22 protein-coding genes are annotated in these 21,397 nt (G+C 50.4%); 15 read left to right on the top strand and 7 right to left on the bottom strand.

Annotated elements, in window-relative coordinates:
• Window positions 1–119: 119 nt before the first annotated feature.
• Window positions 120–548 carry a GNAT family N-acetyltransferase gene (locus tag BN102_RS02970; protein WP_156810919.1) on the top strand — a complete coding sequence of 143 codons (429 nt, stop codon included), beginning with the start codon at window positions 120–122 and terminating at the stop codon, window positions 546–548.
• 226 nt (window positions 549–774) lie between these two features.
• Here the strand turns inward: BN102_RS02970 and BN102_RS02975 are convergent, their stop codons facing one another.
• Window positions 775–2,199, bottom strand: coding sequence for a CCA tRNA nucleotidyltransferase (locus tag BN102_RS02975; protein WP_019207589.1), 1,425 nt, complete (start codon window positions 2,197–2,199; stop codon window positions 775–777).
• A gap of 99 nt (window positions 2,200–2,298) precedes the next feature.
• Between BN102_RS02975 and BN102_RS02980 the strand changes: the two genes are divergently transcribed.
• Entirely contained in the window at window positions 2,299–3,117 is an 819-nt protein-coding gene (locus BN102_RS02980; RefSeq protein ID WP_035456843.1) for a hypothetical protein, read from the top strand.
• Here BN102_RS02980 and ruvA read toward each other — a convergent pair.
• Entirely contained in the window at window positions 3,114–3,710 is a 597-nt protein-coding gene (gene ruvA, locus BN102_RS02985) for a Holliday junction branch migration protein RuvA (protein WP_019207591.1), read from the bottom strand. The two genes, BN102_RS02980 and ruvA, sit on opposite strands and share 4 nt — an antisense overlap.
• A gap of 154 nt (window positions 3,711–3,864) precedes the next feature.
• On the opposite strand from ruvA, the gene BN102_RS02990 reads away from it, so the two are divergent.
• From BN102_RS02990 to BN102_RS03000, 3 genes are all read left to right on the top strand, one after another.
• Window positions 3,865–4,764 carry a diaminopimelate dehydrogenase gene (locus BN102_RS02990; protein WP_036787158.1) on the top strand — a complete coding sequence of 300 codons (900 nt, stop codon included), beginning with the start codon at window positions 3,865–3,867 and terminating at the stop codon, window positions 4,762–4,764.
• Between the two features lie 78 nt (window positions 4,765–4,842).
• Complete coding sequence (gene lgt / locus BN102_RS02995) at window positions 4,843–5,664, top strand: prolipoprotein diacylglyceryl transferase (RefSeq protein WP_019207593.1); 822 nt, start codon at window positions 4,843–4,845, stop codon at window positions 5,662–5,664.
• A gap of 3 nt (window positions 5,665–5,667) precedes the next feature.
• Window positions 5,668–6,315, top strand: coding sequence for a DUF3256 family protein (locus tag BN102_RS03000; RefSeq protein ID WP_019207594.1), 648 nt, complete (start codon window positions 5,668–5,670; stop codon window positions 6,313–6,315).
• Window positions 6,316–6,387: 72 nt separating this feature from the next.
• Here the strand turns inward: BN102_RS03000 and BN102_RS03005 are convergent, their stop codons facing one another.
• Window positions 6,388–6,642: a type B 50S ribosomal protein L31 gene (locus tag BN102_RS03005; protein ID WP_035456847.1), complete on the bottom strand. Its 255-nt coding sequence runs from the start codon at window positions 6,640–6,642 to the stop codon at window positions 6,388–6,390.
• A gap of 290 nt (window positions 6,643–6,932) precedes the next feature.
• Here BN102_RS03005 and BN102_RS03010 point away from each other — a divergent pair, with 290 nt between their 5' ends.
• The gene (locus BN102_RS03010; RefSeq protein WP_021312217.1) at window positions 6,933–7,940 is read left to right on the top strand and encodes a class II fructose-bisphosphate aldolase; all 1,008 of its coding nucleotides are present in this window, start codon (window positions 6,933–6,935) and stop codon (window positions 7,938–7,940) included.
• A 245-nt stretch (window positions 7,941–8,185) separates the two neighbouring features.
• Here the strand turns inward: BN102_RS03010 and BN102_RS03015 are convergent, their stop codons facing one another.
• Entirely contained in the window at window positions 8,186–8,734 is a 549-nt protein-coding gene (locus tag BN102_RS03015) for a DUF3332 domain-containing protein (protein WP_019207597.1), read from the bottom strand.
• Between the two features lie 157 nt (window positions 8,735–8,891).
• Between BN102_RS03015 and BN102_RS03020 the strand changes: the two genes are divergently transcribed.
• The 3 genes from BN102_RS03020 (at window position 8,892) to thrC (ending at window position 13,338) form a co-directional block, all read left to right on the top strand.
• On the top strand, window positions 8,892–10,319 hold the full coding sequence (locus BN102_RS03020) for an MFS transporter (protein ID WP_019207598.1): 1,428 nt from the start codon (window positions 8,892–8,894) through the stop codon (window positions 10,317–10,319).
• A 476-nt stretch (window positions 10,320–10,795) separates the two neighbouring features.
• Window positions 10,796–12,034, top strand: a complete 1,239-nt coding sequence (locus BN102_RS03025; RefSeq protein ID WP_019207599.1) for a cofactor-independent phosphoglycerate mutase — start codon at window positions 10,796–10,798, stop codon at window positions 12,032–12,034.
• Window positions 12,031–13,338 carry a threonine synthase gene (gene thrC / locus BN102_RS03030; RefSeq protein WP_019207600.1) on the top strand — a complete coding sequence of 436 codons (1,308 nt, stop codon included), beginning with the start codon at window positions 12,031–12,033 and terminating at the stop codon, window positions 13,336–13,338. Before BN102_RS03025 ends, thrC begins: the two co-directional genes overlap by 4 nt.
• A gap of 120 nt (window positions 13,339–13,458) precedes the next feature.
• Here thrC and BN102_RS03035 read toward each other — a convergent pair whose 3' ends face one another.
• Window positions 13,459–14,514 carry a DUF4831 family protein gene (locus BN102_RS03035; protein ID WP_019207601.1) on the bottom strand — a complete coding sequence of 352 codons (1,056 nt, stop codon included), beginning with the start codon at window positions 14,512–14,514 and terminating at the stop codon, window positions 13,459–13,461.
• Between the two features lie 51 nt (window positions 14,515–14,565).
• On the bottom strand, window positions 14,566–16,086 hold the full coding sequence (locus tag BN102_RS03040; RefSeq protein WP_021312265.1) for an NAD(P)H-hydrate dehydratase: 1,521 nt from the start codon (window positions 16,084–16,086) through the stop codon (window positions 14,566–14,568).
• 132 nt (window positions 16,087–16,218) lie between these two features.
• Here BN102_RS03040 and hpt point away from each other — a divergent pair, with 132 nt between their 5' ends.
• From hpt to BN102_RS03070, 6 genes are read left to right on the top strand one after another with little or no spacing between them, the layout of a single operon-like run.
• Window positions 16,219–16,761, top strand: coding sequence for a hypoxanthine phosphoribosyltransferase (hpt, locus tag BN102_RS03045; protein WP_019207603.1), 543 nt, complete (start codon window positions 16,219–16,221; stop codon window positions 16,759–16,761).
• Window positions 16,762–16,772: 11 nt separating this feature from the next.
• Window positions 16,773–17,348, top strand: coding sequence for an adenylate kinase (locus BN102_RS03050; RefSeq protein WP_019207604.1), 576 nt, complete (start codon window positions 16,773–16,775; stop codon window positions 17,346–17,348).
• A 10-nt stretch (window positions 17,349–17,358) separates the two neighbouring features.
• Entirely contained in the window at window positions 17,359–18,510 is a 1,152-nt protein-coding gene (gene obgE / locus BN102_RS03055) for a GTPase ObgE (RefSeq protein WP_036787160.1), read from the top strand.
• A gap of 2 nt (window positions 18,511–18,512) precedes the next feature.
• Window positions 18,513–19,172: a B3/B4 domain-containing protein gene (locus BN102_RS03060; RefSeq protein ID WP_035456852.1), complete on the top strand. Its 660-nt coding sequence runs from the start codon at window positions 18,513–18,515 to the stop codon at window positions 19,170–19,172.
• A gap of 35 nt (window positions 19,173–19,207) precedes the next feature.
• On the top strand, window positions 19,208–19,411 hold the full coding sequence (locus BN102_RS03065; protein WP_019207607.1) for a hypothetical protein: 204 nt from the start codon (window positions 19,208–19,210) through the stop codon (window positions 19,409–19,411).
• A 29-nt stretch (window positions 19,412–19,440) separates the two neighbouring features.
• Complete coding sequence (locus BN102_RS03070) at window positions 19,441–20,262, top strand: FAD:protein FMN transferase (RefSeq protein ID WP_019207608.1); 822 nt, start codon at window positions 19,441–19,443, stop codon at window positions 20,260–20,262.
• Window positions 20,263–20,386: 124 nt separating this feature from the next.
• On the opposite strand, the gene BN102_RS03075 is transcribed toward BN102_RS03070, so the two are convergent.
• The gene (locus tag BN102_RS03075; protein ID WP_019207609.1) at window positions 20,387–21,397 is read right to left on the bottom strand and encodes a Gfo/Idh/MocA family protein; all 1,011 of its coding nucleotides are present in this window, start codon (window positions 21,395–21,397) and stop codon (window positions 20,387–20,389) included.

Consider the following 21,397-nt stretch of genomic DNA (forward strand, 5'->3'; position numbering starts at 1 on the left):
ATAACGGCGATGAAACGATTCAACTTCTTAGGTACGTGTTTGTGGATGTGGGACGAGCTGAGAGCCTGGCTTCATACGTCCTGTCGGACTTCCGGTCGAGCTTCCTCTCGATATCCGTTATGATGAGAATTGCAGAACTTTGCGAGACGGACGAGCGCGATCTGAAGGGGATCAATGCTTTGCTGCTCCAATTGAACCCGACGCTTTCTCCTCTATCTGCCGATGACTTCCGGCAGGTGGTGGCGTCGGACAACGTGCATCTGTTTGTCATGAAAGAAGAAGAAACGATAGTCGGAATGGCTGTGTTGGCGACTTACCTCACCCCTTCGGGTAGAAAATGGTGGATAGAGGATGTGACGGTAGACCGTTCTTGTCGCGGCCGACATCTCGGCCGGGAACTGGTCGACTTCGTTCTGAACTATGTGAAAGGGAGAAAGGGAGTGTTGATGCTCACCTCGAGCCCGAAACGTGTCGCTGCCAACGGCTTATATCGTTCGGCAGGTTTCCTTCGAAAAGAAACGAACGTGTATCGGATGGAACTGAAATGATGCCACCGAATATGTTATTTTTCTTTCCTTTGTATGCGCGAAAATTAGGAAGGGAAATTCATGCCCTTATTTTCTTAAGGGGAAAAGTGCTGAATGGCATGGTTCTTTTAAAAAGACACTAATCTTTCTCCCCAAAGATACTAATCTTTCTTTCAAAAGATACTAATCTTTTTTCAAAAAGATACTAATCTCCTGGAAAACGTTGAGGCGATTGGAAGGAAGAGGTTCAGGTTGCTTTGTCCTGCGCGGTCAGTCCGAGCTTTTTCGCTTCCTCCATCAACAGTCGCATGAGGGGCTCGCGTTTGTTTTCTACGTTATTGTCGAGTACGGCATTCTTCAATGTCTGTTTCAGGATTCCCACCTCTCTGCTTGGGGCTAGGTGGAACAGCTCCATGATTTCGTTGCCGTCGATGCAGGGCTGAAGCAGTCGCTTGTAATCTTTCTCCCGTAAGTCTTTCAACTTTCGGCGGACGAGTTGGAAGTTGTCTAAGAATCTTTTTTTGCGGACTTCGTTCTTCGAGGTAATATCCGCCTCGCAAAGCAACATCAGGTCATCGATGTCTTCGCCCGCCTCGTAGAGCAAGCGGCGTACGGCGGAATCGGTCACTTCCGCGTCGGCGATGGCGATAGGGCGCATGTGCAGCCCGACTAATTTCTGGACATACTTCATCTTTTCGTTCATCGGGAGCTTCATCTTGCGGAAGATGGCCGGAATCATTTGTTCTCCTACGAAGTTATGACTGTGAAAAGTCCAGCCGATCGCGGGGGCCCAGCGTTTGGTCTTGGGTTTGCCGATGTCGTGCAATAAGGCTGCCCAACGCAGCCAGAGGTTGTCGGTCTGCTTGGAGATATTATCCAATACTTCCAATGTATGGTAAAAGTTTTCTTTGTGACCACGCCCGTTTCTGACTTCGACGCCTTGCAAGGCGACTAATTCGGGGAAGACGAGTTGCAACAGGCCGCAACGATCGAGGTCGACAAATCCTTTCGAGGGGACGGGGGAGAGGATGATCTTGTTCAGTTCCTCTGCAATCCGTTCTTTGGAAATGATGGCGATACGTTCTCTGTTGCGCGTAAGGGCGTCGAACGTCTCGTCTTCGATGAAGAAGTTCAGCTGGGTGGCAAAGCGGATGCAGCGCATCATGCGCAGGGGGTCGTCGCTGAAAGTGATGTCCGCATCGAGCGGGGTGCGGATGATGCCCTCGTCCAAATCGCTTAATCCGTCGAAGGGATCGATCAGTTCCCCGAAGCGATCTCGGTTCAGGCAAACGGCCAAGGCATTGATCGTAAAGTCGCGCCGGTTTTGGTCGTCCTCCAGCGTCCCGTTTTCGACGATCGGTTTCCGGCTGTCGTGACTGTACGATTCTTTCCTGGCTCCGACGAATTCTACTTCCGTATGACGATATTTGATCTGGGCGGTCCCGAAGGTCTTGAACACGGTTAAGTGCGTGCCTTTGCCTAATTTCGTCGATAGCGCCTTGGCTATTTCGATTCCGTTTCCCACGACGACGACGTCGATGTCCGTCGACGGGCGATGCAAGAGCAGGTCGCGCACATACCCTCCCACTACGTAACATTCCATGCCCAACTCGTCGGCTGTTTCCGAGATCGATTGGAATATCTTGCCCGTAAAAGATTTTTTCAGTTCCATATTCTATGCTAAACGGTGGTAAAATTACTATTTTTTGGCTTTTAAATGGGTATGATAGTCGATAAATTGTATTTTTGCAACAATAATAAGGTAAAGGTCATGAAAAAGTTAGGAATCATTCTGCTGTTGGCGACGGGATTGAATGCTTGTGGCAACGTCGACGAACAAAAGGCCGCCGAGCATCTGAAGCAGGCGGAGAAAGCATTGAGCGCTCAACAGTTTAGCGAAGCCAAGTTGCAGGTCGATAGCATCCGGGTGCTTTATCCGAAAGCTTTCGAGAGCCGGAAGAAAGGAATCAGGTTGTTGCAGCAGGCCGATTTGCAGGAACAGCAGAAGAGTTTGGTCTATTTGGACAGCATGAGGATGGTTAAACAGGCGCAGTTCGATTCGATAAAAGGCCGTTTCGTGTTAGAGAAAGATACCGCTTATCAGGAAACGGGCAATTATTTCTATCCTGCCCAAACCGTAGAGAGGAATATCGGCCGTACCTTTCTCCGCGCTCAGGTAAGCGAACGGGGAGAGATGTCGATCACTTCTATTTATTGTGCGGGAGGAAGCATTCATCATACCGCCGTGAAAGTGAGCGACGGCGACGAGTCTGCCGAAACGCCCCCCTCGGACGATCGGTATGAGACTACCGATTTGGGGCGGCCGATCGAAAAAGTCGATTATAAGTTGGGAGCTGACGGGGGCGTGGTAGCTTTCGTCCTGCAGCACGCCGATAAAAACATCCGTTTGCAGTTCAACGGCGATAGGACTTATCGTACGGTCATGCCCGTCAGTGACAGGAAGGCGATCGTCGAATTGAGCCGCCTCGCCCGCATTCTTTCCGGTATGGAAGAGATAGAGAAAGCGCGGAAAGAAGCTCGTCTGAAGATCGACTTCGTAAAACGGAAGATGGAAGAGAACAAGGATTAAAGCCTTTTCAGCGCCAGTTTTATCACTCGCTCTACCGGCAGGTCCGGTTCTTCTTTCAGAATCGCGTTCACCGCCTTGATCGAAGCGGCTTGCGCAAAGCCTAACATCGTCAATGCTGCGATCGCTTCGTCGTGGATTTCGGACGCCGCCGCTGACAAGGTCATCGTCTCGCTCGAAACCGTGTCGAGGCCTAAGGTGGTTATCTTGTCCTTCAAATCGACGATAATCCGTTGAGCTGTCTTGAGTCCGATGCCTTTTACGGTCTTCAGCATGTTGACGTTTTCCTGGCCGATGATGGTACACAACTCTTGGGGAGACAAGGCGGACAGAATCATGCGGGCGGAGCTCCCTCCGATGCCGGGTACCGAAATGAGTTGGAGAAACAGGTTGCGTTCCAACTTCGACGAGAAGCCGAAGAGTATATGAGCATCTTCCCGAATGGCTTCGTAAATAAACAGCTTCACTTCTTTCTTGTGGGAGATAGCCGAATAGGTATTCAAAGAGATATTGACGCCGTATCCTACTCCGTTGCAATCGACCACGGCTGTCGTGGGCGTTGCTTCCGCGAGTTCGCCTTTTACATATTCTATCATGGTAATTCTTCGTTATAACAAGCAAAGATAATGTTTTTCATCAAGATTTATGTCTTTTGTTTTGATTTATTAAGTCCGTTCGCCATGCGGAGTCAATCGAAATGATTATTTTTGCACGGAATTGGTAGAAAAAAGAAATTGAAAATTGAGAACGATGAAAAAGATTAAAGCGGCTGTCGTCGGTTACGGTAACATTGGTAAGTATGTCGTAGAGGCTTTGGAAGCGGCTCCCGACTTTGATCTTGCAGGAGTTGTCCGCCGCCGGGGCGAGGAGAATAAACCGGCGGAGCTCGCTTCCTGTGCGGTGGTAAAGGAGATCGAGGATTTGGAAGGCGTGGATGTGGCGATTTTGGCTACTCCTACGAGGATGGTGAAAGCGTATGCCGAGAAAATTCTTTCGTTAGGCATTCATACGGTGGACAGCTTCGACATGCATACGCAGATTCTTGCGCTGCGCCGCTCTTTGGATGAGATCGCCAAGGCGAACGGCGTCGTGTCCGTCGTTGCGGCGGGATGGGACCCGGGAAGCGATTCCGTCGTTCGCGCCTTATTGCAGGCTATGGCGCCGAAAGGGATTACTTATACCAATTTCGGCCCCGGAATGAGCATGGGGCATACGGTTGCCGTAAAAGCCGTCGACGGCGTGAAAGCGGCTTTGTCGATGACTATCCCCGTGGGGACGGGGATGCATCGCCGGATGGTTTACATCGAACTGAAGGACGGTTATGAGTTCGAAGAGGTCGCCGCTGCTGTCAAGGCGGACGATTACTTTGCCCACGATGAAACCTATGTGTGTCAAGTCCCTTCGGTGGACGACTTGTTGGATTACGGGCATGGGGTGAACTTGGTTCGTAAAGGCGTTTCCGGGAAGACCCAAAACCAGTTGTTCGAGTTTGACATGAAGATCAATAATCCGGCATTGACCGGCCAGGTGTTGGTATGTGCGGCTCGGGCGGCGTTGAGACAACGGCCGGGCTGTTATACGCTGGTGGAACTGCCTGTCATCGATTTGCTCTACGGCGAACGGGAAGACCTGATAGCGCGCTTGGTTTGATGTATCTTTTTATTTGCTTTTCTTCCTTTAACCGATTTTTTTTGTTTCCTTTGTCAGGGAAATATAAATGAAGCAGACATGGTAACAAGTATAGTATGGAATGCAGATCCTATCCTGTTTCGGTTAGGTCCGATAGAGATAGGCTGGTACGGCTTGATGTGGGGAATCGGATTTATTCTCGCCTACGAAATCGTAAGTCGGATTTTGCTGAAAGAAAATAACCCGAAAGATTGGCCGGACAAACTGTTTCTTTACTGCCTCGTGTTTACGGTAGTAGGCTCTCGGTTAGGGCATTGTTTGTTTTATGAATGGGATTTCTATACCTCGCATCCGTTGGAGATCCTGAAGATCTGGAAAGGCGGATTGGCCAGTCACGGCGGTGTGTTCGGTCTGATCCTCGGTATGGTTATCTTCTCCGTGCGCGTTACTCATAAAAACGTATGGTGGCTGTTCGACAGGATGATTCCCGGCGTGGCGGCCCTGTGTTTCTGCATTCGTTTCGGTAACCTGATGAATTCGGAAATTTACGGTTTCCCCACGACGATGCCGTGGGGTTTCGAGTTTGTCCGTTCGCGCGAATGGCACCAGTTGTACGAAGGTTTGCCTTGTCACCCGACGCAGATTTACGAGATGATCTATTGCCTGGTAGCCGGGCTGACGGCCTGGATCATGTACCGCAAGTATCGTTTGCAGCGATATGTGGGGCTGATTACCGGCGTGTCACTGCTTATTTTCTTCGGAGCCCGTTTCGGTTTGGAATTCTTGAAGAATCCGCAGGTGGAGGAAGAAGTGACGATGGCTTTGAATATCGGGCAGCAGTTAAGCATCCCCCTGATCTTATGGGGGCTCTACCTCATAGCGACCTGCAGGAAACGGAAGGATAGCTGGATGGTGCTTTGACCTATGAAGAGGGGATTCGCTTTAGTGGTAGGAAGTCTCTTGTGCCTGATTCATATCGGTGCGCAGGACATGCGCACCTTATTGGTGGCCATGCCCGATTCGATCTTGCCCTTGCTTACCAAGAACAATCGGATGGATTGTGTCGACTTCGTGGATAGTAAGATGAAAGCTGAGGTGAAAAACCGTCTCGGCGAGGTTTCCGAACTGAAAGTGCTGACGAAAGATTATTTGCTTTTGCAGATGACCTCGCAAAGTACCGTCGAGATGAAACTGCTCTCGGTAAACGATTCGGCGAAAGTCGTATGCGTGGTTCGAACAGTATGCGCTCCGGTTTGCGACAGCGCGGTCGAGTTTTATGATATTTCGTGGAAGCGATTGAAAACGGCCGACTATATCGCTTGCCCTCCGGTCGATTCGTTTTTTCGGAATCCTGCCCAGACAGATTTGCCCTACCAGCTGCTTCGAGAGAAAGCGGACGTGGATCTGATAAAAGCCAGCTTATCCGTCGAAAGAGCCGTTATTCGGTTCGAATATACGACGCCCGACTATTTATCGGAGGATGATCGGGAAAAGATACGTCCCTACCTCCGAAAAGATCCCCTCGTTTATTCTTGGACGGAGGGGAAATTTACGCCCTCGGAAGCAGGATGAGAAGAAGGGCTTATCACCATAAAAGACCGCTTCCGAACGGAGCGGTCTTTTTATAGGGCACTTCGATTGAGCTTACTTTTTAAAACGATTGCCGTAGCGGTTCATGAACTTATCCACCCGTCCGGCAGTATCCACTAATTTATATTTTCCGGTGTAGAACGGGTGCGAAGTATTCGAGATTTCCAACTTGACCAAGGGGTAAGTTTCGCCTTCGAACTCAATAGTTTCAGTGGCTCTGCACGTGGAGCGAGACAAAAACATATCGCCGTTGCTCATATCCTTGAATACGACCGGGCGATATTCCGAGGGATGAAGATCCTTTTTCATTTCGATTATGATTTTACTGTTATTTATTTCGAATAATGTTTCGGTCTGCAAAGATAGCGCATTTCTTTAAAAAAGGAAAAGCATCTCTTTGTTTTTTTTCTGATCGGCTTCTTTTTAACATCCTGATCTTTTGTAAAGTCGATATGTCAAACTTTTCATTTTATCGGAAACGAGATAAAATTAAGTTAATTAGAAGTCAATTTTACGCCGACTATCGCAGATTTGTCACATTTATTGCTAATTTTGTGGTCGGAAGTAAAACAGTATTTCTAACCATAAAACATAGTAAAATGTATTACAAAGATTTAGGTTTGGTAAACACAAGAGACATGTTTGCCAGAGCAATGAAAGGCGGTTATGCGATCCCTGCATTCAACTTCAACAACATGGAGCAGTTGCAGGCTATTATTACGGCTTCTGCCGAGCTGAAGTCGCCGGTTATCCTTCAGGTGTCCAAGGGCGCCCGTAACTATGCCAATCCAATTCTGTTGGAATATATGGCGCAAGGCGCTGTGGAGTACGCCAAGTCGTTGGGATGCAAGCATCCCGAGATCGCGCTGCACTTGGATCATGGCGATTCGTTCGAGCTGGCGAAAAGTTGCTGCGATATGGGATTCTCTTCCGTGATGATCGATGGCTCTGCCCTGCCTTACGAGGAGAATGTCGCCCTGACCAAGCAGGTGGTCGATTACGCTCACCGCTTCGATATCACGGTGGAAGGTGAACTGGGCGTATTGGCAGGTGTAGAAGACGAGGTGTCGGCCGAAGAATCTCACTATACCAGACCGGAAGAGGTGCAGGACTTCGTGGGGAAGACCGGCGTAGACAGCTTGGCCATTTCGATCGGAACGTCTCACGGCGCTTATAAGTTCAAACCCGAACAGTGCACGCGCGACCCGAAGACCGGCCGGTTGCTTCCTCCTCCCCTGGCGTTCGACGTCCTGGATGAGATCATGATCAAGTTGCCGGGCTTCCCCATCGTGTTGCACGGCTCCTCTTCCGTTCCTCAGGAGTATGTGGATATGATCAATGCACATGGCGGCAAATTGCCCGATGCGGTAGGCATTCCCGAAGAACAGTTGCGGAAGGCTGCCAAAAGTGCAGTCTGCAAGATCAACATCGATTCCGACTCCCGTCTGGCATTCACGGCTGCCGTTCGGAAAGTATTCGATGAGAAGCCGGGAGAGTTCGATCCGCGCAAGTATTGCGGGCCGGCTCGCGAGGAAATGACCAAGATGTACAAGCATAAAATCATCGATGTCCTCGGATCGGAAAACAAATTGGCCGATCTCTCCTGATAGTGTCCCCACGATAGATGAAAAGTAGGCCGCTCGTCAAAGCGGCCTACTTTTTATGTCCCTCCTGCGCAGCCCATCAAAATTGTCTGCGCACTCTCTCAAAATTGTCTGCGCACTCTCTTAAAATTGTCTGCGCAGGGAATTTGAATGGTCTCAGAGGACCGTTTTCGCGTCCTTAGACACCTGATTATCGGCAAGTTGCACAGAGGCGTTTCCCTACGTTTAATTTGGGGCGCATTGCCCTTTTATTTGGCGAATGCAGCGCTCGTAACAGCCACGCGGGCGGTTGCTATGCCTTGCGCATCGGGTGTCACGGTCATCGATCTGCCGTCCGGCAGGTTTAAGGTCGCCGTGCCGTCTTCGTTCATTTGCACGAGCTCGTAACGTTCGTTGCCCGAAACGGCATTCCACGTCCTGTCCTTTTTGTCGTATACCAGGTCGAGGGAAACGTTTTCGCCTTCTTTAGCGATGCGATAGCCGTCGGCCGTAGTCGTCACGGTATAGTTGGCTCCGTCTTCCCCCTTTATTTCCTTTTGATCGCCGATGCTCGAGACGGGGTTCCGACCGCTCCAGAATTCGATGGAATTCAGCACCAGAACGTCTGCCAGATAGGCGATCGGGTAGATCGGAACGATGTGGAAAGCTAAGAAGATCAGTTCGTTGACAAACTTGTCGCTCACGCCTTGATTCCACTCTTTGAGGTTGTTGAACAGCTTGAAAGAGCCGATGCAGGATGAAAACAGGATGCTTCCGCTCAAGAGGAAGCACAACGGGGTGAATTTACTCTTTTTCATATTCGTTATTTGATAGGGTTTGTATATTATTTCTATAAATTGCGTATGGTTTCCCGGCTGCAAATATAGAACTTTTTCGGGAATGCGTTCAAGTATTTAACAAATTTCTGTATCTTTGCCTGAGTAAAAAAAATGCGCCAATATTAATGATAGAGTTATGGTAGGACAAATTCAGAGATTGATCAACGATTATGTCGTGGTACGTTGGGCTGCGCTGATACTGATAGCCTTGATGATGTTTTTCGGGTATATGTTCGTCGACGTGATGTCTCCCTTGCAAAGTTTGATCGAGACGGAGCGAGGCTGGTCGCCAACCGTTTTCGGGACTTATGCCAGCGCAGAATATATTTTAAACGTATGCGGATTCCTGATTCTGGCAGGTATCATTCTGGATAAGTGCGGGATTCGTTTTACCGGGACGTTGGCGGCTTCGATGATGTTCGTCGGGGCGTGCATCAAATATGTGGGCATCAGCGACTGGTTTCAAGCTACGGCGGTCAATGAATGGCTCAATTCCTGGTGGGTTTCGCTTCCCGGGAGCGCCAAGATGGCTTCGCTGGGTTTTATGATTTTCGGTTGCGGTTGCGAGATGGCGGGCATCACCGTTTCGAAAGCGATCGCCAAGTGGTTCCGGGGGAAAGAGATGGCCTTGGCGATGGGTGTGGAGATGGCCATTGCCCGTATCGGCGTGTTTTCTATCTTCTCTATCTCTCCTTGGATTGCCGAGAAATTCGGTACGGTTCTTAAACCCGTCGCTTTCTGTACCGTGCTGTTGCTTATCGGATTGATCTTCTTCTTGGTATTTTGCGTATTCGACAGGAAATTGGACAAACAGCTCGGCGACGGTTTGGAGGTCGAGGCGGAAGAACAGTTCAAGGTCAGCGATGTGAAGAATATCTTCTCCAGCAAGATCTTTTGGGTAGTCGCTCTGCTTTGTGTGCTGTATTACTCTGCCATTTTCCCCTTTCAGCGTTACGGTGCCAACATGCTTCAATGCAACTTGAACGGTATTTCTGCCACTTCCGCTTCCGAGATCTTCCGTTGGTTTCCCGTCGGGGCGGCTATCATCACTCCTTTCCTGGGGTCTTACCTCGATCACAAGGGCAGGGGGGCTACCATGCTGATCTGGGGGGCCTTGCTCCTGATCGTTTGTCACTTGGTATTCGCCTTCGGTTTGCCGATCACACACAGTCGAGTGATGGCGTATGCGACCATCGTCATCCTCGGTGTTTCGTTCGCTTTGGTTCCGGCGGCATTGTGGCCCAGCGTTCCCAAGATTATGGACGCCCGTTATTTGGGCAGTGCTTATTCCTTGATTTTTTGGGTTCAGAATATCGGGCTTTGTTTCGTCCCCCTGCTGATCGGGAGCGTGCTTCAGTCGGTCAATGCCGCGAATCCTGCGGTGATCGCCGCCAAACAAGCTATTGCCGAGGGCGCTACCGATACTTTTATCCCCTATGATTATACCGTCCCGTTGATTATCTTCGCCCTGTTCGGCGTGCTGGCTATGGTTTTCGCCGTCTATTTGAAGGTAATCGATAAGGAACACGCCTACGGATTGGAAGAGCCCAATATCCGAAAGTAAGTAATGACGGCGCTATCGATCAAAGTTCCCCATAAGTCAAGAAAAACTTGTGGGGACGCTTTTCGCCTTTGCCGCAATACGAAGAAATAGTTGCCTTTTCCCGAAAAAAATGACATTTTATTAAAAAAAAGAAGGAAAGCGGTTGAAGTGTCATTTATTTGCTTATATTTGCAGCATCAACGATTGAAAAACGTAGCGCATCATAATGAGAACGTATAACTGTCTGACATTCGTCACATCTTTCACAGTCACAACCCTTCGGGGTTGGGATAGTTATTCGTGTTTCTACGTGAAGCACATTCATTCGTAAATCTTGGAAGTCGGTATTTATTCCGCATGGCGTGGATGCTTCTGCGCGCGTCGGCTTCTTTTTCTATTTATTTATTCATTTATCGCCTTCATGAAAGTAGGGCGATGCGAAGTTCAACCGAGGCGGTTCATGCAGTGGTTCCGCCTGCAATATAAAGCAATAAAACATGAAACATATCATTATATTAGGTGACGGTATGGCAGATTGGCCGATCGAATCATTAGGAAATAGAACCTTGCTTCAAGTAGCCGAAACGCCTTACCTGGACCTGCTTGCCCGAAACGGACGAAACGGACGGCTGATTACGGTCGCCGACGGCTTCCATCCGGGAAGCGAAATTGCCAACATGTCGATTCTGGGATACGATCTTCCCAAGGTGTACGAGGGAAGAGGGGTGTTGGAAGCGGCCAGCATCGGCGTCGACTTACAGCCGGGGGAAATGGCGATGCGATGCAACTTGGTCTGCATCGACGGAGAGCGTTTGAAGAACCATTCGGCTGGACATATCGAAACGAGCGACGGCGACGCGTTGATCGCATATTTGCAACGCCGTCTCGGAAATGAATACATCCGTTATTACGCGGGCGTTCAGTATCGGCACCTGCTGGTGATAAAGGGAGGCGACAAGCGGATCGAGACGACTCCGCCACACGATGCCCCGCTCCAGCCCTTCCGCCCCCTGCTGGCGAAGCCGATGAAAGGTCTCGAGAACGACCGCATCACGCGGTTTACGCCGCAGGAGACGGCCGACCTGATCAACGAGCAGATACTTGCCTCGCAGGAATTACTCCGCGACCATCCGTTTAACATTCGACGCCGTGCCGAGGGGAAAGATCCGGCAAATAGCATCTGGCCCTGGAGCCCGGGGTATCGCCCCCGGATGGAACCTATCGCCGAAAAGTTTCCTCAGATCAAGAACGGCGACGTAATCTCGGCGGTCGACCTGATCAATGGTATAGGTCGCTATGCCGGACTGAACCGGATTCGGGTGGAAGGGGCGACCGGACTTTACGATACGAATTATGAAAACAAGGTAAAGGCGGCATTGGACGCTCTGCGTAAGGACGACTTCGTTTATCTGCATATCGAGGCAAGCGACGAGGCGGGGCATGAAGGGAACATCTCGCTGAAGAGACGAACGATCGAAGATCTCGACCGGCGGGTAGTCGGACCTATTTATCACGAAGTCGAGAAATGGGAAGAACCGGTAGCCATCGCGGTTTTGCCCGATCACCCGACTCCTTGCGAACACCGCACTCATACGGCGGAGCCTGTGCCTTTCGCGATCTGGTATCCCGGCATTGTGCCCGATGAGGTGCAGACTTTTGACGAGTCGGCTGCCTGCCGAGGCTCGTACGGTTTATTGAAAGGCGATGAATTTATCCGTGAATTTATGCGCGTATGAACTATTACAGTACCAATTGTCGGACGTCCGACGTTACACTGGAAGAAGCCGTCGTCAAAGGTTTGGCTGCGGATAAAGGATTATTCATGCCGCGAGCGATCAGCCTGTTGCCGGCGAAATTCTTCCGCGAAATAGAGAAGCTGAGTTTGCAGGAGATCGCCTTCGAAGTGGCGACGGCTTTCTTCGGCGAAGACCTCCCGTCGGATATCCTTCGCTCGATGGTCGACGATACCCTGAATTTTGATATTCCGCTGGTAAAGGTAACCGATCGGATCTATTCGTTGGAACTGTTTCATGGTCCGACACTCGCCTTTAAGGATGTAGGTGCCCGTTTCATGGCCCGTATGTTGGGCTATTTTATTCGAAAGGAAGGCAAGCAGGGAGTGCACGTACTGGTTGCCACTTCGGGTGATACGGGCAGTGCCGTGGCTAACGGTTTTCTCGGTGTGGAAGGGATTCGTGTGCACGTGCTTTATCCCAAGGGAAAGGTCAGTCGGATTCAGGAACAGCAGTTCACTACGCTGGGAGGGAACGTTACCGCTCTCGAGGTAGACGGTTGCTTCGACGATTGCCAGGCGTTGGTGAAATCGGCTTTTATGGATGACGAATTGAACGATCGTCTTGATCTGACTTCCGCCAACTCCATCAATGTCGCTCGCTTTTTACCCCAGGCGTTTTATTATTTCCATGCCTATGCTCGTCTGAAAGAGGCGGATGCCCGCCTTGTCGCCTGCGTTCCCAGCGGAAACTTCGGGAATCTGACGGCCGGCCTGTTGGCGAAGAAGATGGGTTTGCCGGTCGATAAGTATATCGCCGCCAACAATCGGAACGATGTCTTTTATCAGTACCTGAAGACCGGTCGTTATTCGCCGAGGCCCAGTGTTGCCACGTTGGCCAATGCCATGGATGTGGGCGACCCGAGCAATTTCGCCCGTATCCTCGCCTTGTACGCGAACAGTTACGAGGCGATCGTCACTGACGTGGGCGGGGCGGCGTATGACGATGCACAGATTGCGGAGGAGATTCGGACCGTATGGGACAGGCATCGTTATTTGTTGGATCCCCATGGCGCTTGCGGCTTTCGGGCGTTAAGAGAGAGTCTGATGCCCGGCGAGGTCGGTTTCTTTTTGGCCACGGCTCATCCTGCCAAGTTCCAGGAAAAGGTGGAGCGAATCATCGGGGATTCCATCGCTGTTCCTCCGCGTTTGCAACGTTTTATGCAGGGAAAGAAGCGAACCGTACCGATACGTAAGTCGTTTGCCGATTTTAAGGATTATCTGCTGAACAGTTCCGGGCTTGGATAAGGTTTCCGCAGGCTTCGAACGACCGTATTTTATTCTCACCAAGTTTTGGCAGGTTCCCAACCGTTTGTTTTCGCTCCGGCCAAGCAGAGAAAACGGGGTGGGGATGGAGGCAGTTCTCCGTTACAGGTCTTTATCGATTTTCACGATCGCTCCCGTCTGCGAATTGAAGACGACCTGCGTATTCACTTTGCTTTTGAACAGATCGCCCACCAGTACTTCGGTCGTGCCGAACTGCGTGACGGGGAGTTCTCCGTCGAAGTACGTTTTTTCAACGCTGTTTACCTTTACCCTCGCCTTGCCCGGAATGTTATAAATGATGCCTTCCACTTTCTTTTTCTTTTCGGCGGTCTTCGGATCGGGGACAGGAATCGGATCGACGCTGTTGATCGAAAGGTATACGGGCGAACCGGCTAAGTTACCGGGAGGCAATATTCCTAACCGATGGGAGAAGCGGAAGGCTATCTGGTCGACAGTTTTATCTTCCGGAGTGATGTAGAAGTGCAGCGTGTGGTCTTCTTCGACGGTAATTCCGGTGAACATCTGCGTCAGGGCTTGTTCCTGTTCTTCAATCTTCTCGAGCATCAGTTTCAATGCCGCTCCGTCCTTGGGCATGTATTCCGATTGGCCGCGTACCAAGCTGTTCTTGCTTTCGCGAAGACTGTAAATTTCTTTGGCTACCAAGTCGGCCGTCTTAGCCGTCGAGGTGGCATTGAGTATTTCTTCCGTCAGGTATTTGTTTGGATTAAGTTTTTCGGTCGATGGGTGTGTTTCCGGCGTCGTCTTCTCCCTGTCGGTCGACACAGTGGTATTGATGGCCATGATGAGGCCGTCTTTTGTCAGTTGAACGTTCGATGCTACTTCTTTCTCTTTCAGCTTCACCTGATAGGCGTTATTCGGGTCCGGCACACCCGCCGACTTTACCTTTACTTCCTTGATTTCCCAGTGAGTTTCGGGCACGGCCGAGATATGGTTCAATCGGAGGTATCGGTTGGCATATTGGCAGAGGTCGCCCGGCGTATAGATTATTTTTGTCGCGATCACTTCGATGTCGATGACGGTCTTGGGCAAATAGTAAACGACGCCTTCGCTCAAACTGCCGGGAGTATAGGTGCTGAAGTTCTGGGCATGGCTGTTCAGGGCGAGTAATAGACCTATGGCGAATAGTGTTTTTTTCATTTTTCTTTTTAATTATGTATTGATGGCACAAAATTAATGATTCTTTCTCGTTTAGGGAGCGGTTCCTGTCAATTTCTTCCACGCTTGCGGCAGTGAACGAATCATGTCGCTTGCCGTCATACCGATCTCTCCTGCTTTTTCCGCAGCCAGGTCTCCGGCCAGTCCGTGTACGTAAACGCCTATACGGCAAGTCTCCTCGGAGGTATATCCCTGCACTGCCAGAGCCAGCAGAATGCCGGTCAGTACGTCTCCACTGCCGGCCGTAGCCATTCCCGGATTTCCCGTAGGGTTGAAGAAGAAGTTCCCTTCCGGCGTAACGATCGCGGTGTAATGTCCTTTCACGATGAGATAGCATTGGAGCGAAGCGGCCAGTTCTTTCGCTTTGTTCAACCGTTCGAACGAGTCGGTGCATTTGCCGATCAGGCGGTCGAGTTCGCCTAAGTGGGGAGTGAGGATAGAGCGTTTAGGCAACATCGTCAGCCAGTTGCGATGGTCGCTTACGATGTTCAGCGCGTCGGCGTCTAGGATCATGGGACGGGTCGTCTTTTGCAGTTGTTCTTTCAGGGCGAGTGCTGTATCCTCTTCTTGTCCGATGCCAGGTCCGATAGCGATCGCTCGGAAGTTGTCCGATTCTTCGGGGACGGCGAAGTACCGTTCGTGGATGTCGGTATGTACGATGGCTTCGGGGACGGTCATTTGCAACAGATCGTTGTTGTGGATGGGAACGTGAACGGTCAGCCGGCCGATGCCCGACCTCAAGCAAGCTTGGGCCGACAGGATCGAGGCTCCGGCCATGCCGTATTTCCCAGCGATGAGCAGGCCGTGTCCGAACATTCCTTTGTGCGCGAACCGTTTTCGCGGCTTCAGCATCTGTCTGATGTCCGCTTCCTCCGTGATATGATAAGGGGTCGTCGTTCGGTCGATATAGCTTCTATGCAAACCGATGTCCAAAAGTTCCAATTCGCCTACGATCTCTTCGTTCTCAGGAAAAAGAAAAGCCAGTTTGGGCAACTGGACGCTCAGCGTGACTGTGGCGCGGATGATATTCGGACGGACGTTGCAGGTGTTGTCTTCTCCCATCAGACCGGAAGGAATATCGATGGAGACAACCGGAGCGACAGTGGTATTAATATATCTGATAACCGCCGCGAACCCGCCGTTCAACGGACGGTTCAATCCGCTGCCGAATAATCCGTCGACTACCAAATCGGTCGATGTAAGGACCGGAGGCGAAAATTGCGTAGTGATTTCGGAGAAATACACCTCACCACATTCTTTCAACCGATCGAGATTGATTTGACATTCCTCGCTCAGTCGGCCGGAGATATTGAACAGGAATACTTCTACGCCGTAACCTTTCTGAGAGAGCATCCGGGCGACGACTAACGCATCCCCGCCGTTATTGCCCGGTCCGGCAAAGACTTTTATCGCATAAGAAGTATCCCAACGCCGTGCGATAGCTCGGGTCAGTGCTTCGCCCGCCCGTTCCATCAGATCGATCGAAGTGATGGGTTCACGGTCGATGGTGTATCGATCTAATTCTTTGAGTTGGATACAACTTAAAATTTTCATGGGCCTCCTCATTCTGTAGCGTAACGCCGTTTTACCTGAGCAAAGATAGCACATTTATAAAAGAAGTGAGAAAGAAAACTGCTATATTGACGGAAAAATGCTACTTTTGCAACAATTACAATTTATGGTGGTATGGAGACCATGCAAATTAAAGATAAGTGCTTTGCACCGTTCATTAAAGAGGAACGAATTCTGCGGGAAGTGAAACGTGTAGCAGAAGAGATCAGTCAGGATTTGGTAGCGAAGAATCCGATTTTTTTAAGCGTGCTCAACGGCTCTTTTATTTTCGCGTCCGATTTGATGCGCAACCTGACCATTCCTGCCGAGATCTCTTTTGTGAAATACGCCTCCTATTCGGGAACCTCGTCGACGGGTAAAATGAAAGAACTCATCGGGTTGAATACCGATATTGCCGGACGGACGGTCGTCGTGATCGAAGATATTATCGATACGGGATTGACCATGAAATACTTGTTGGAGGATTTGCAAACGAGAAACCCGAAAGAGATAAAGATTTGTACTTTGTTATTGAAACCGGAAAAGTTGGAAGTCGATTTGAATATCAGTTACGTGGCCATGCGCATTCCGAACGATTTTATTATAGGGTACGGCTTGGATTACGAGGAACTGGGCAGAAACTGCCGGGATATTTATGCAGTGGTAAATGAACGTTAAAGATAAATAATATGCTGAACATTGTCATTTTTGGTGCTCCGGGTTCAGGAAAAGGAACGCAGAGCGAGTATATCGTTAGGAAATACGGTCTCCACCATGTTTCGACCGGAGACGTATTGCGTGCGGAGCTGAAGGACGGAACGGAGTTGGGAAAAATCGCCAAAGGATACATGGACGAGGGTAAACTCCTTCCAGACGATCTGATCGTACACATGCTGGCTTCCAAATTAGATGGCTTGAAAGACAGTAAAGGCGTGATCTTCGACGGTTTCCCTCGAACGATAGCGCAGGCGGATGCGTTGAAAAAAATGTTGACTACGCGCGGGCAGGATGTGTCCGTCATGTTGAATCTGGAAGTTCCGGAAGACGAGTTAATGACTCGCCTGATTAAGCGCGGGAGGGAGACGGGGCGTACCGACGACAACGAAGAAACGATCAAAAACCGTCTGACGGTCTATCATTCGCAGACCACTCCGGTTATCGATTGGTACAAGAGAGAGGGAAAGCATCGGCATATCGACGGTATCGGAACGAAGGAAAGGATCTTTCGTGATATTTGCGAAGTCGTCGATGCAGTGAACGACTAATGACAGCGTGATGGCCGAATCGAATTTCGTAGACTACGTGAAGATTTACTGCCGCTCGGGAAAGGGCGGGCGAGGCTCCATGCATCTGCATCGGGCGAAGTATGTGCCGAAGGGAGGACCCGACGGAGGCGACGGAGGCAGGGGAGGACATGTAATTCTGCGCGGAAATCGCAATTATTGGACCTTGCTCCATCTGAAATACGAACGTCACGCCTTTGCTGCTCACGGAGGAGACGGATCGCGCAACAGAAGTTTCGGAAAGGACGGAGCGGACAAAGTGATCGAAGTGCCGTGCGGGACCGTCGTGTATAATGCGGAGACCGGCGAATATCTCTGTGATATTACGAGAGATGCACAGGAGTTCGTCTTGCTCAAAGGCGGTCGCGGCGGATTGGGAAACTGGCATTTCCGTACGGCGACCAATCAAGCCCCCCGATACGCTCAACCCGGGGAGCCGATGCAAGAGCTGACGGTGATACTCGAACTGAAACTCTTGGCGGATGTCGGGTTGGTCGGATTCCCCAATGCGGGGAAATCGACCTTGCTCTCGTCTGTGACCTCTGCTCGTCCGAAGATAGCCAATTATCCATTTACCACGATGGAACCGAATTTGGGGATCGTCCCCTATCACGACGGGCGTTCGTTCGTGATGGCCGATATCCCCGGTATCATCGAAGGGGCGAGCGAAGGGAAGGGGTTAGGCTTGCGTTTCCTTCGACACATTGAACGCAACTCGCTCTTGCTCTTTATGATTCCTTCCGACACGGGAGATATCAGAGGAGAATACGAGATTCTGGTGAACGAATTGACCGCCTTTAATCCCGAGATGCTCGATAAGCAGAGGATTTTGGCTGTCACCAAGTGCGATCTGATCGACGACGAACTGATCCGGCTGTTGGAACCGACGCTTCCCGAAGAGATTCCCCACGTGTTTATCTCGGCAGTGACCGGCAAAGGATTGGCCGAATTGAAAGATCTGCTTTGGACGGAGTTGAATAAGGAGAGCAACCTGCTAAAGGAGACCGGAGTGTTGATACACCGCGCCAAAAACAGAAATCTCCTCCCTGAAGAATTGAAAGAGATGGGGCAGGATGACGACTTGAAGGCCGACCTCGACGACATTGACTACGAATACGAAGACCAGGAGGAGCCGAAACCATGAGGATCAAGATCGACTTATCGGACGAATTCGAACAAAAATGCCCCGAATTTCGCGGGAAGGCCGTCTATGCCCACGTGAAAAACAGTGCTTATAGCAAAGGACTGTGGGAAGAAATCGAGGAACTGACTACGGTGTATCGGACGAGATATACGCCGGATACCGTAAAAGAAATTGCCCCGATCCGTGCCACTCGCGAAGCATACCGTCAGTGCGGGAAGGACCCCAGCCGTTACCGGCCTTCCAACGAGGCGCTGTGTCGGCGAATCGTGCGCGGATTGCCGCTGTATCAGATCGACACGTTGGTCGATCTGATCAATGTGATCTCTCTCCGTTACGGTTATTCCATCGGAGGTTTTGATGCAGATAAATTCCGTGGCGATACGTTGACCTTGGGCATCGGCAAAGCCGGTGAACCCTATGAAGGGATCGGCAGAGGGATGCTGAATATCGAATGTCTGCCTGTTTATCGCGACGCTTCGGGTGGAGTAGGGACGCCTACGAGTGATCATGAACGTACCAAAATGGATCTGAATACGACCCATTTCTTAGCCCTCATCAACGGGTACGACGGCGCCGTCGGGCTTCAGCAAGCCGCCGATGATATGATTCGCCTGTTGAAGAGGTATGCTGCCGCGAAAGAGATCGAACAAGTCGATTTCTGAAAACAACGATGACGTAATCCTTAAGAGAAAACAAAATGGTGAAGAACGAAGAGATACGGCACGCGATGGTGGACGGTATCGTGTTCAAGGGAAGCAGAAGTCTCTCCGAACCGCAGCGGAACAAGATGAGAACGAAGGCAAAGAAGAAAACTTATATCACGGGATTGCACGGCTCAGCCGCAGCCAAGAAGAAGGCGGAAATACGGAAACGGCGGGAGAATCGGCATAAAAACAGCTGAAACCGAAGCCCTTGCCATAGACGGATACGATGAATACGACGAATTCTTACATCGATTATTACGAATCCTCCCTCCTGTTTCACGGACTCTTGACGAACATCATGTGGACGAGGCTGGAAGCTCTGTTGTTGGGAAAAAGCAAGGAAGCCTCCGCGACGTGTTGGAATGCTATCGTCGACGAATGTGTCCGCTTGTCGCGCATCTATGACAAGTTTGATCAGGTCAGTGAGTTGTACGCCGTCAATCACCGTGCAGCGGAGGCGCCTTATCCGGTTGGAGACGAGCTTTGGTCGATTCTCACCGCATGCAGAGAACATCATCGACTGACCGAAGGTTATTTCGACGTCGCTCTCGGTAAATTCAAAGCGATCTCGTTCGACGAGGAGCATCGAACCGTCTCTTTTAAAACCGATCAGGTGGAGATCGATTTGGGCGCTTACGGCAAAGGTTACGCCCTCGAGCGGATTCGGCAGCTCTTGATAGCGCATGGGTTTACCTCCGCACTGATCAATTTCGGCAACAGTTCCGTACTCGGCCTGGGGACCCATCCTTACGGTCATTGTTGGGCGGTAGGCATAGAAAATCCGTATGATGTCCGACAACGGTTGGACGTTGTCGAGCTCCGAGACCGCGCGATGTCTACCTCAGGCAATATGCCTGCTCACCCCAAGCACATCATCGATCCTCATACGCAGGTATATAACGAAGAGCACCGCTTGGTATCGGTAAAGGCTTTCAGTGCCGTCGATACGGAAGTGCTTTCGACCGTATTGATGGTTTTGCCCGAAGACCGCCTCGATCGCGTATTATCCCGTTATGTGATCGACGGATACAAAATTTACGATCTGTGACCTCCGTTCTCTTCACCAGGGGCTGACGGGTGACGCGACAACGCAGGAGGATGCGCCCGTCGACACATCCTCCCTTATTTTTAAAGCGCTATATCAAACGATTCGTTACAAAACGAGAAATTCCTCATTCGTTCAACGTCTTCAATACCCGTTCCGCATCCATCTTACCTTTCTCCAATACGGCTTCCATCGAAACGGGAAGTCCGTTCAACATTTTGCTTTGATGAGATGCTTCGATGAACGTGAAGATTTCGATTGTTTCTTCCGGATCAATGGGAATGACTTTCGTCTGGAAGAACTCCAGAATCTGATCCAGCAGTACTTGGTAACCGACATATCCTCCGGCCGGCACGATTTTATCTTCGAGGAAGACGTTGCCGCCATAATCTTTCTTGCCTGCACGGATGCCACGGAAAGTACCGATTCTTCCGTCCGCCCAGATTCCCGTAGTGACGGTGTAATCTTTCGTCGTAGTGCGAGTTACTTGAGTGCAGCCTCTTCCCATAGCCGTATAGAGGATTTCGATGCCGTGTATGCCATACCATGTGAAATCGGTATGACTTTGTTCGTACGCGTCGGGCGAGTAGCAGTCGGCGCCTAAGACTTTGCCGTATTTCCCGTTTCGGATTTCCTGGTTCTGAGGAGAATATCTCAAGGAGGAAGAGGAGAAGAGCGGTATCTGATATTTTTTTGCCAGCTTGAAGATGGCGATGGTTTCTGCCAAATTGGCGGCGACGGGCTTGTCGATAAAGGTCGGTTTCCCGGCTTTAAAGACTTCGAGGGCCTGTTCCAAATGGCAGTTGCCGTCGTTCGTTTCTAATAGAACACCATCCACGTTTTTGAGTAGCTCGGCGATGGAGGAGGTAATTTTGACACCGTATTTCTTGGCTTCTTCTACGTATGCGGGGATACGTTTATAGCTGCTCTCGATGGTTTTCGATCCGTAGGGATAAGCGGCTACGATTTGGAAATTTTTATATTGCTCGGGCGCATGCTCGTCATTCAAGAGTTTGATGAATGCGGGAGCGTGAGACGTATCGAGTCCGATAATTCCCAGTTTTATCACTTTTTGGGAGAAAGCCCAGCTTGAAACGAACAGTGCGATAAGGGCGATCAGAAATGTTTTAATCTTCAT

The organism is Phocaeicola abscessus CCUG 55929 (assembly GCF_000312445.1).
Taxonomy (GTDB): domain Bacteria; phylum Bacteroidota; class Bacteroidia; order Bacteroidales; family Bacteroidaceae; genus Phocaeicola; species Phocaeicola abscessus.

Excerpts from the sequence above, each read along its gene's own strand:
- BN102_RS02970 (WP_156810919.1), top strand. The coding sequence starts at position 120 with ATGATGAGAATTGCAGAACTTTGCGAGACGGACGAGCGCGATCTGAAG.
- BN102_RS02975 (WP_019207589.1), bottom strand. The coding sequence starts at position 2,199 with ATGGAACTGAAAAAATCTTTTACGGGCAAGATATTCCAATCGATCTCG.
- BN102_RS02980 (WP_035456843.1), top strand. The coding sequence starts at position 2,299 with ATGAAAAAGTTAGGAATCATTCTGCTGTTGGCGACGGGATTGAATGCT.
- ruvA (WP_019207591.1), bottom strand. The coding sequence starts at position 3,710 with ATGATAGAATATGTAAAAGGCGAACTCGCGGAAGCAACGCCCACGACA.
- BN102_RS02990 (WP_036787158.1), top strand. The coding sequence starts at position 3,865 with ATGAAAAAGATTAAAGCGGCTGTCGTCGGTTACGGTAACATTGGTAAG.
- lgt (WP_019207593.1), top strand. The coding sequence starts at position 4,843 with ATGGTAACAAGTATAGTATGGAATGCAGATCCTATCCTGTTTCGGTTA.
- BN102_RS03000 (WP_019207594.1), top strand. The coding sequence starts at position 5,668 with ATGAAGAGGGGATTCGCTTTAGTGGTAGGAAGTCTCTTGTGCCTGATT.
- BN102_RS03005 (WP_035456847.1), bottom strand. The coding sequence starts at position 6,642 with ATGAAAAAGGATCTTCATCCCTCGGAATATCGCCCGGTCGTATTCAAG.
- BN102_RS03010 (WP_021312217.1), top strand. The coding sequence starts at position 6,933 with ATGTATTACAAAGATTTAGGTTTGGTAAACACAAGAGACATGTTTGCC.
- BN102_RS03015 (WP_019207597.1), bottom strand. The coding sequence starts at position 8,734 with ATGAAAAAGAGTAAATTCACCCCGTTGTGCTTCCTCTTGAGCGGAAGC.
- BN102_RS03020 (WP_019207598.1), top strand. The coding sequence starts at position 8,892 with ATGGTAGGACAAATTCAGAGATTGATCAACGATTATGTCGTGGTACGT.
- BN102_RS03025 (WP_019207599.1), top strand. The coding sequence starts at position 10,796 with ATGAAACATATCATTATATTAGGTGACGGTATGGCAGATTGGCCGATC.
- thrC (WP_019207600.1), top strand. The coding sequence starts at position 12,031 with ATGAACTATTACAGTACCAATTGTCGGACGTCCGACGTTACACTGGAA.
- BN102_RS03035 (WP_019207601.1), bottom strand. The coding sequence starts at position 14,514 with ATGAAAAAAACACTATTCGCCATAGGTCTATTACTCGCCCTGAACAGC.
- BN102_RS03040 (WP_021312265.1), bottom strand. The coding sequence starts at position 16,086 with ATGAAAATTTTAAGTTGTATCCAACTCAAAGAATTAGATCGATACACC.
- hpt (WP_019207603.1), top strand. The coding sequence starts at position 16,219 with ATGGAGACCATGCAAATTAAAGATAAGTGCTTTGCACCGTTCATTAAA.
- BN102_RS03050 (WP_019207604.1), top strand. The coding sequence starts at position 16,773 with ATGCTGAACATTGTCATTTTTGGTGCTCCGGGTTCAGGAAAAGGAACG.
- obgE (WP_036787160.1), top strand. The coding sequence starts at position 17,359 with ATGGCCGAATCGAATTTCGTAGACTACGTGAAGATTTACTGCCGCTCG.
- BN102_RS03065 (WP_019207607.1), top strand. The coding sequence starts at position 19,208 with ATGGTGAAGAACGAAGAGATACGGCACGCGATGGTGGACGGTATCGTG.
- BN102_RS03070 (WP_019207608.1), top strand. The coding sequence starts at position 19,441 with ATGAATACGACGAATTCTTACATCGATTATTACGAATCCTCCCTCCTG.
- BN102_RS03075 (WP_019207609.1), bottom strand. The coding sequence starts at position 21,397 with ATGAAGATTAAAACATTTCTGATCGCCCTTATCGCACTGTTCGTTTCA.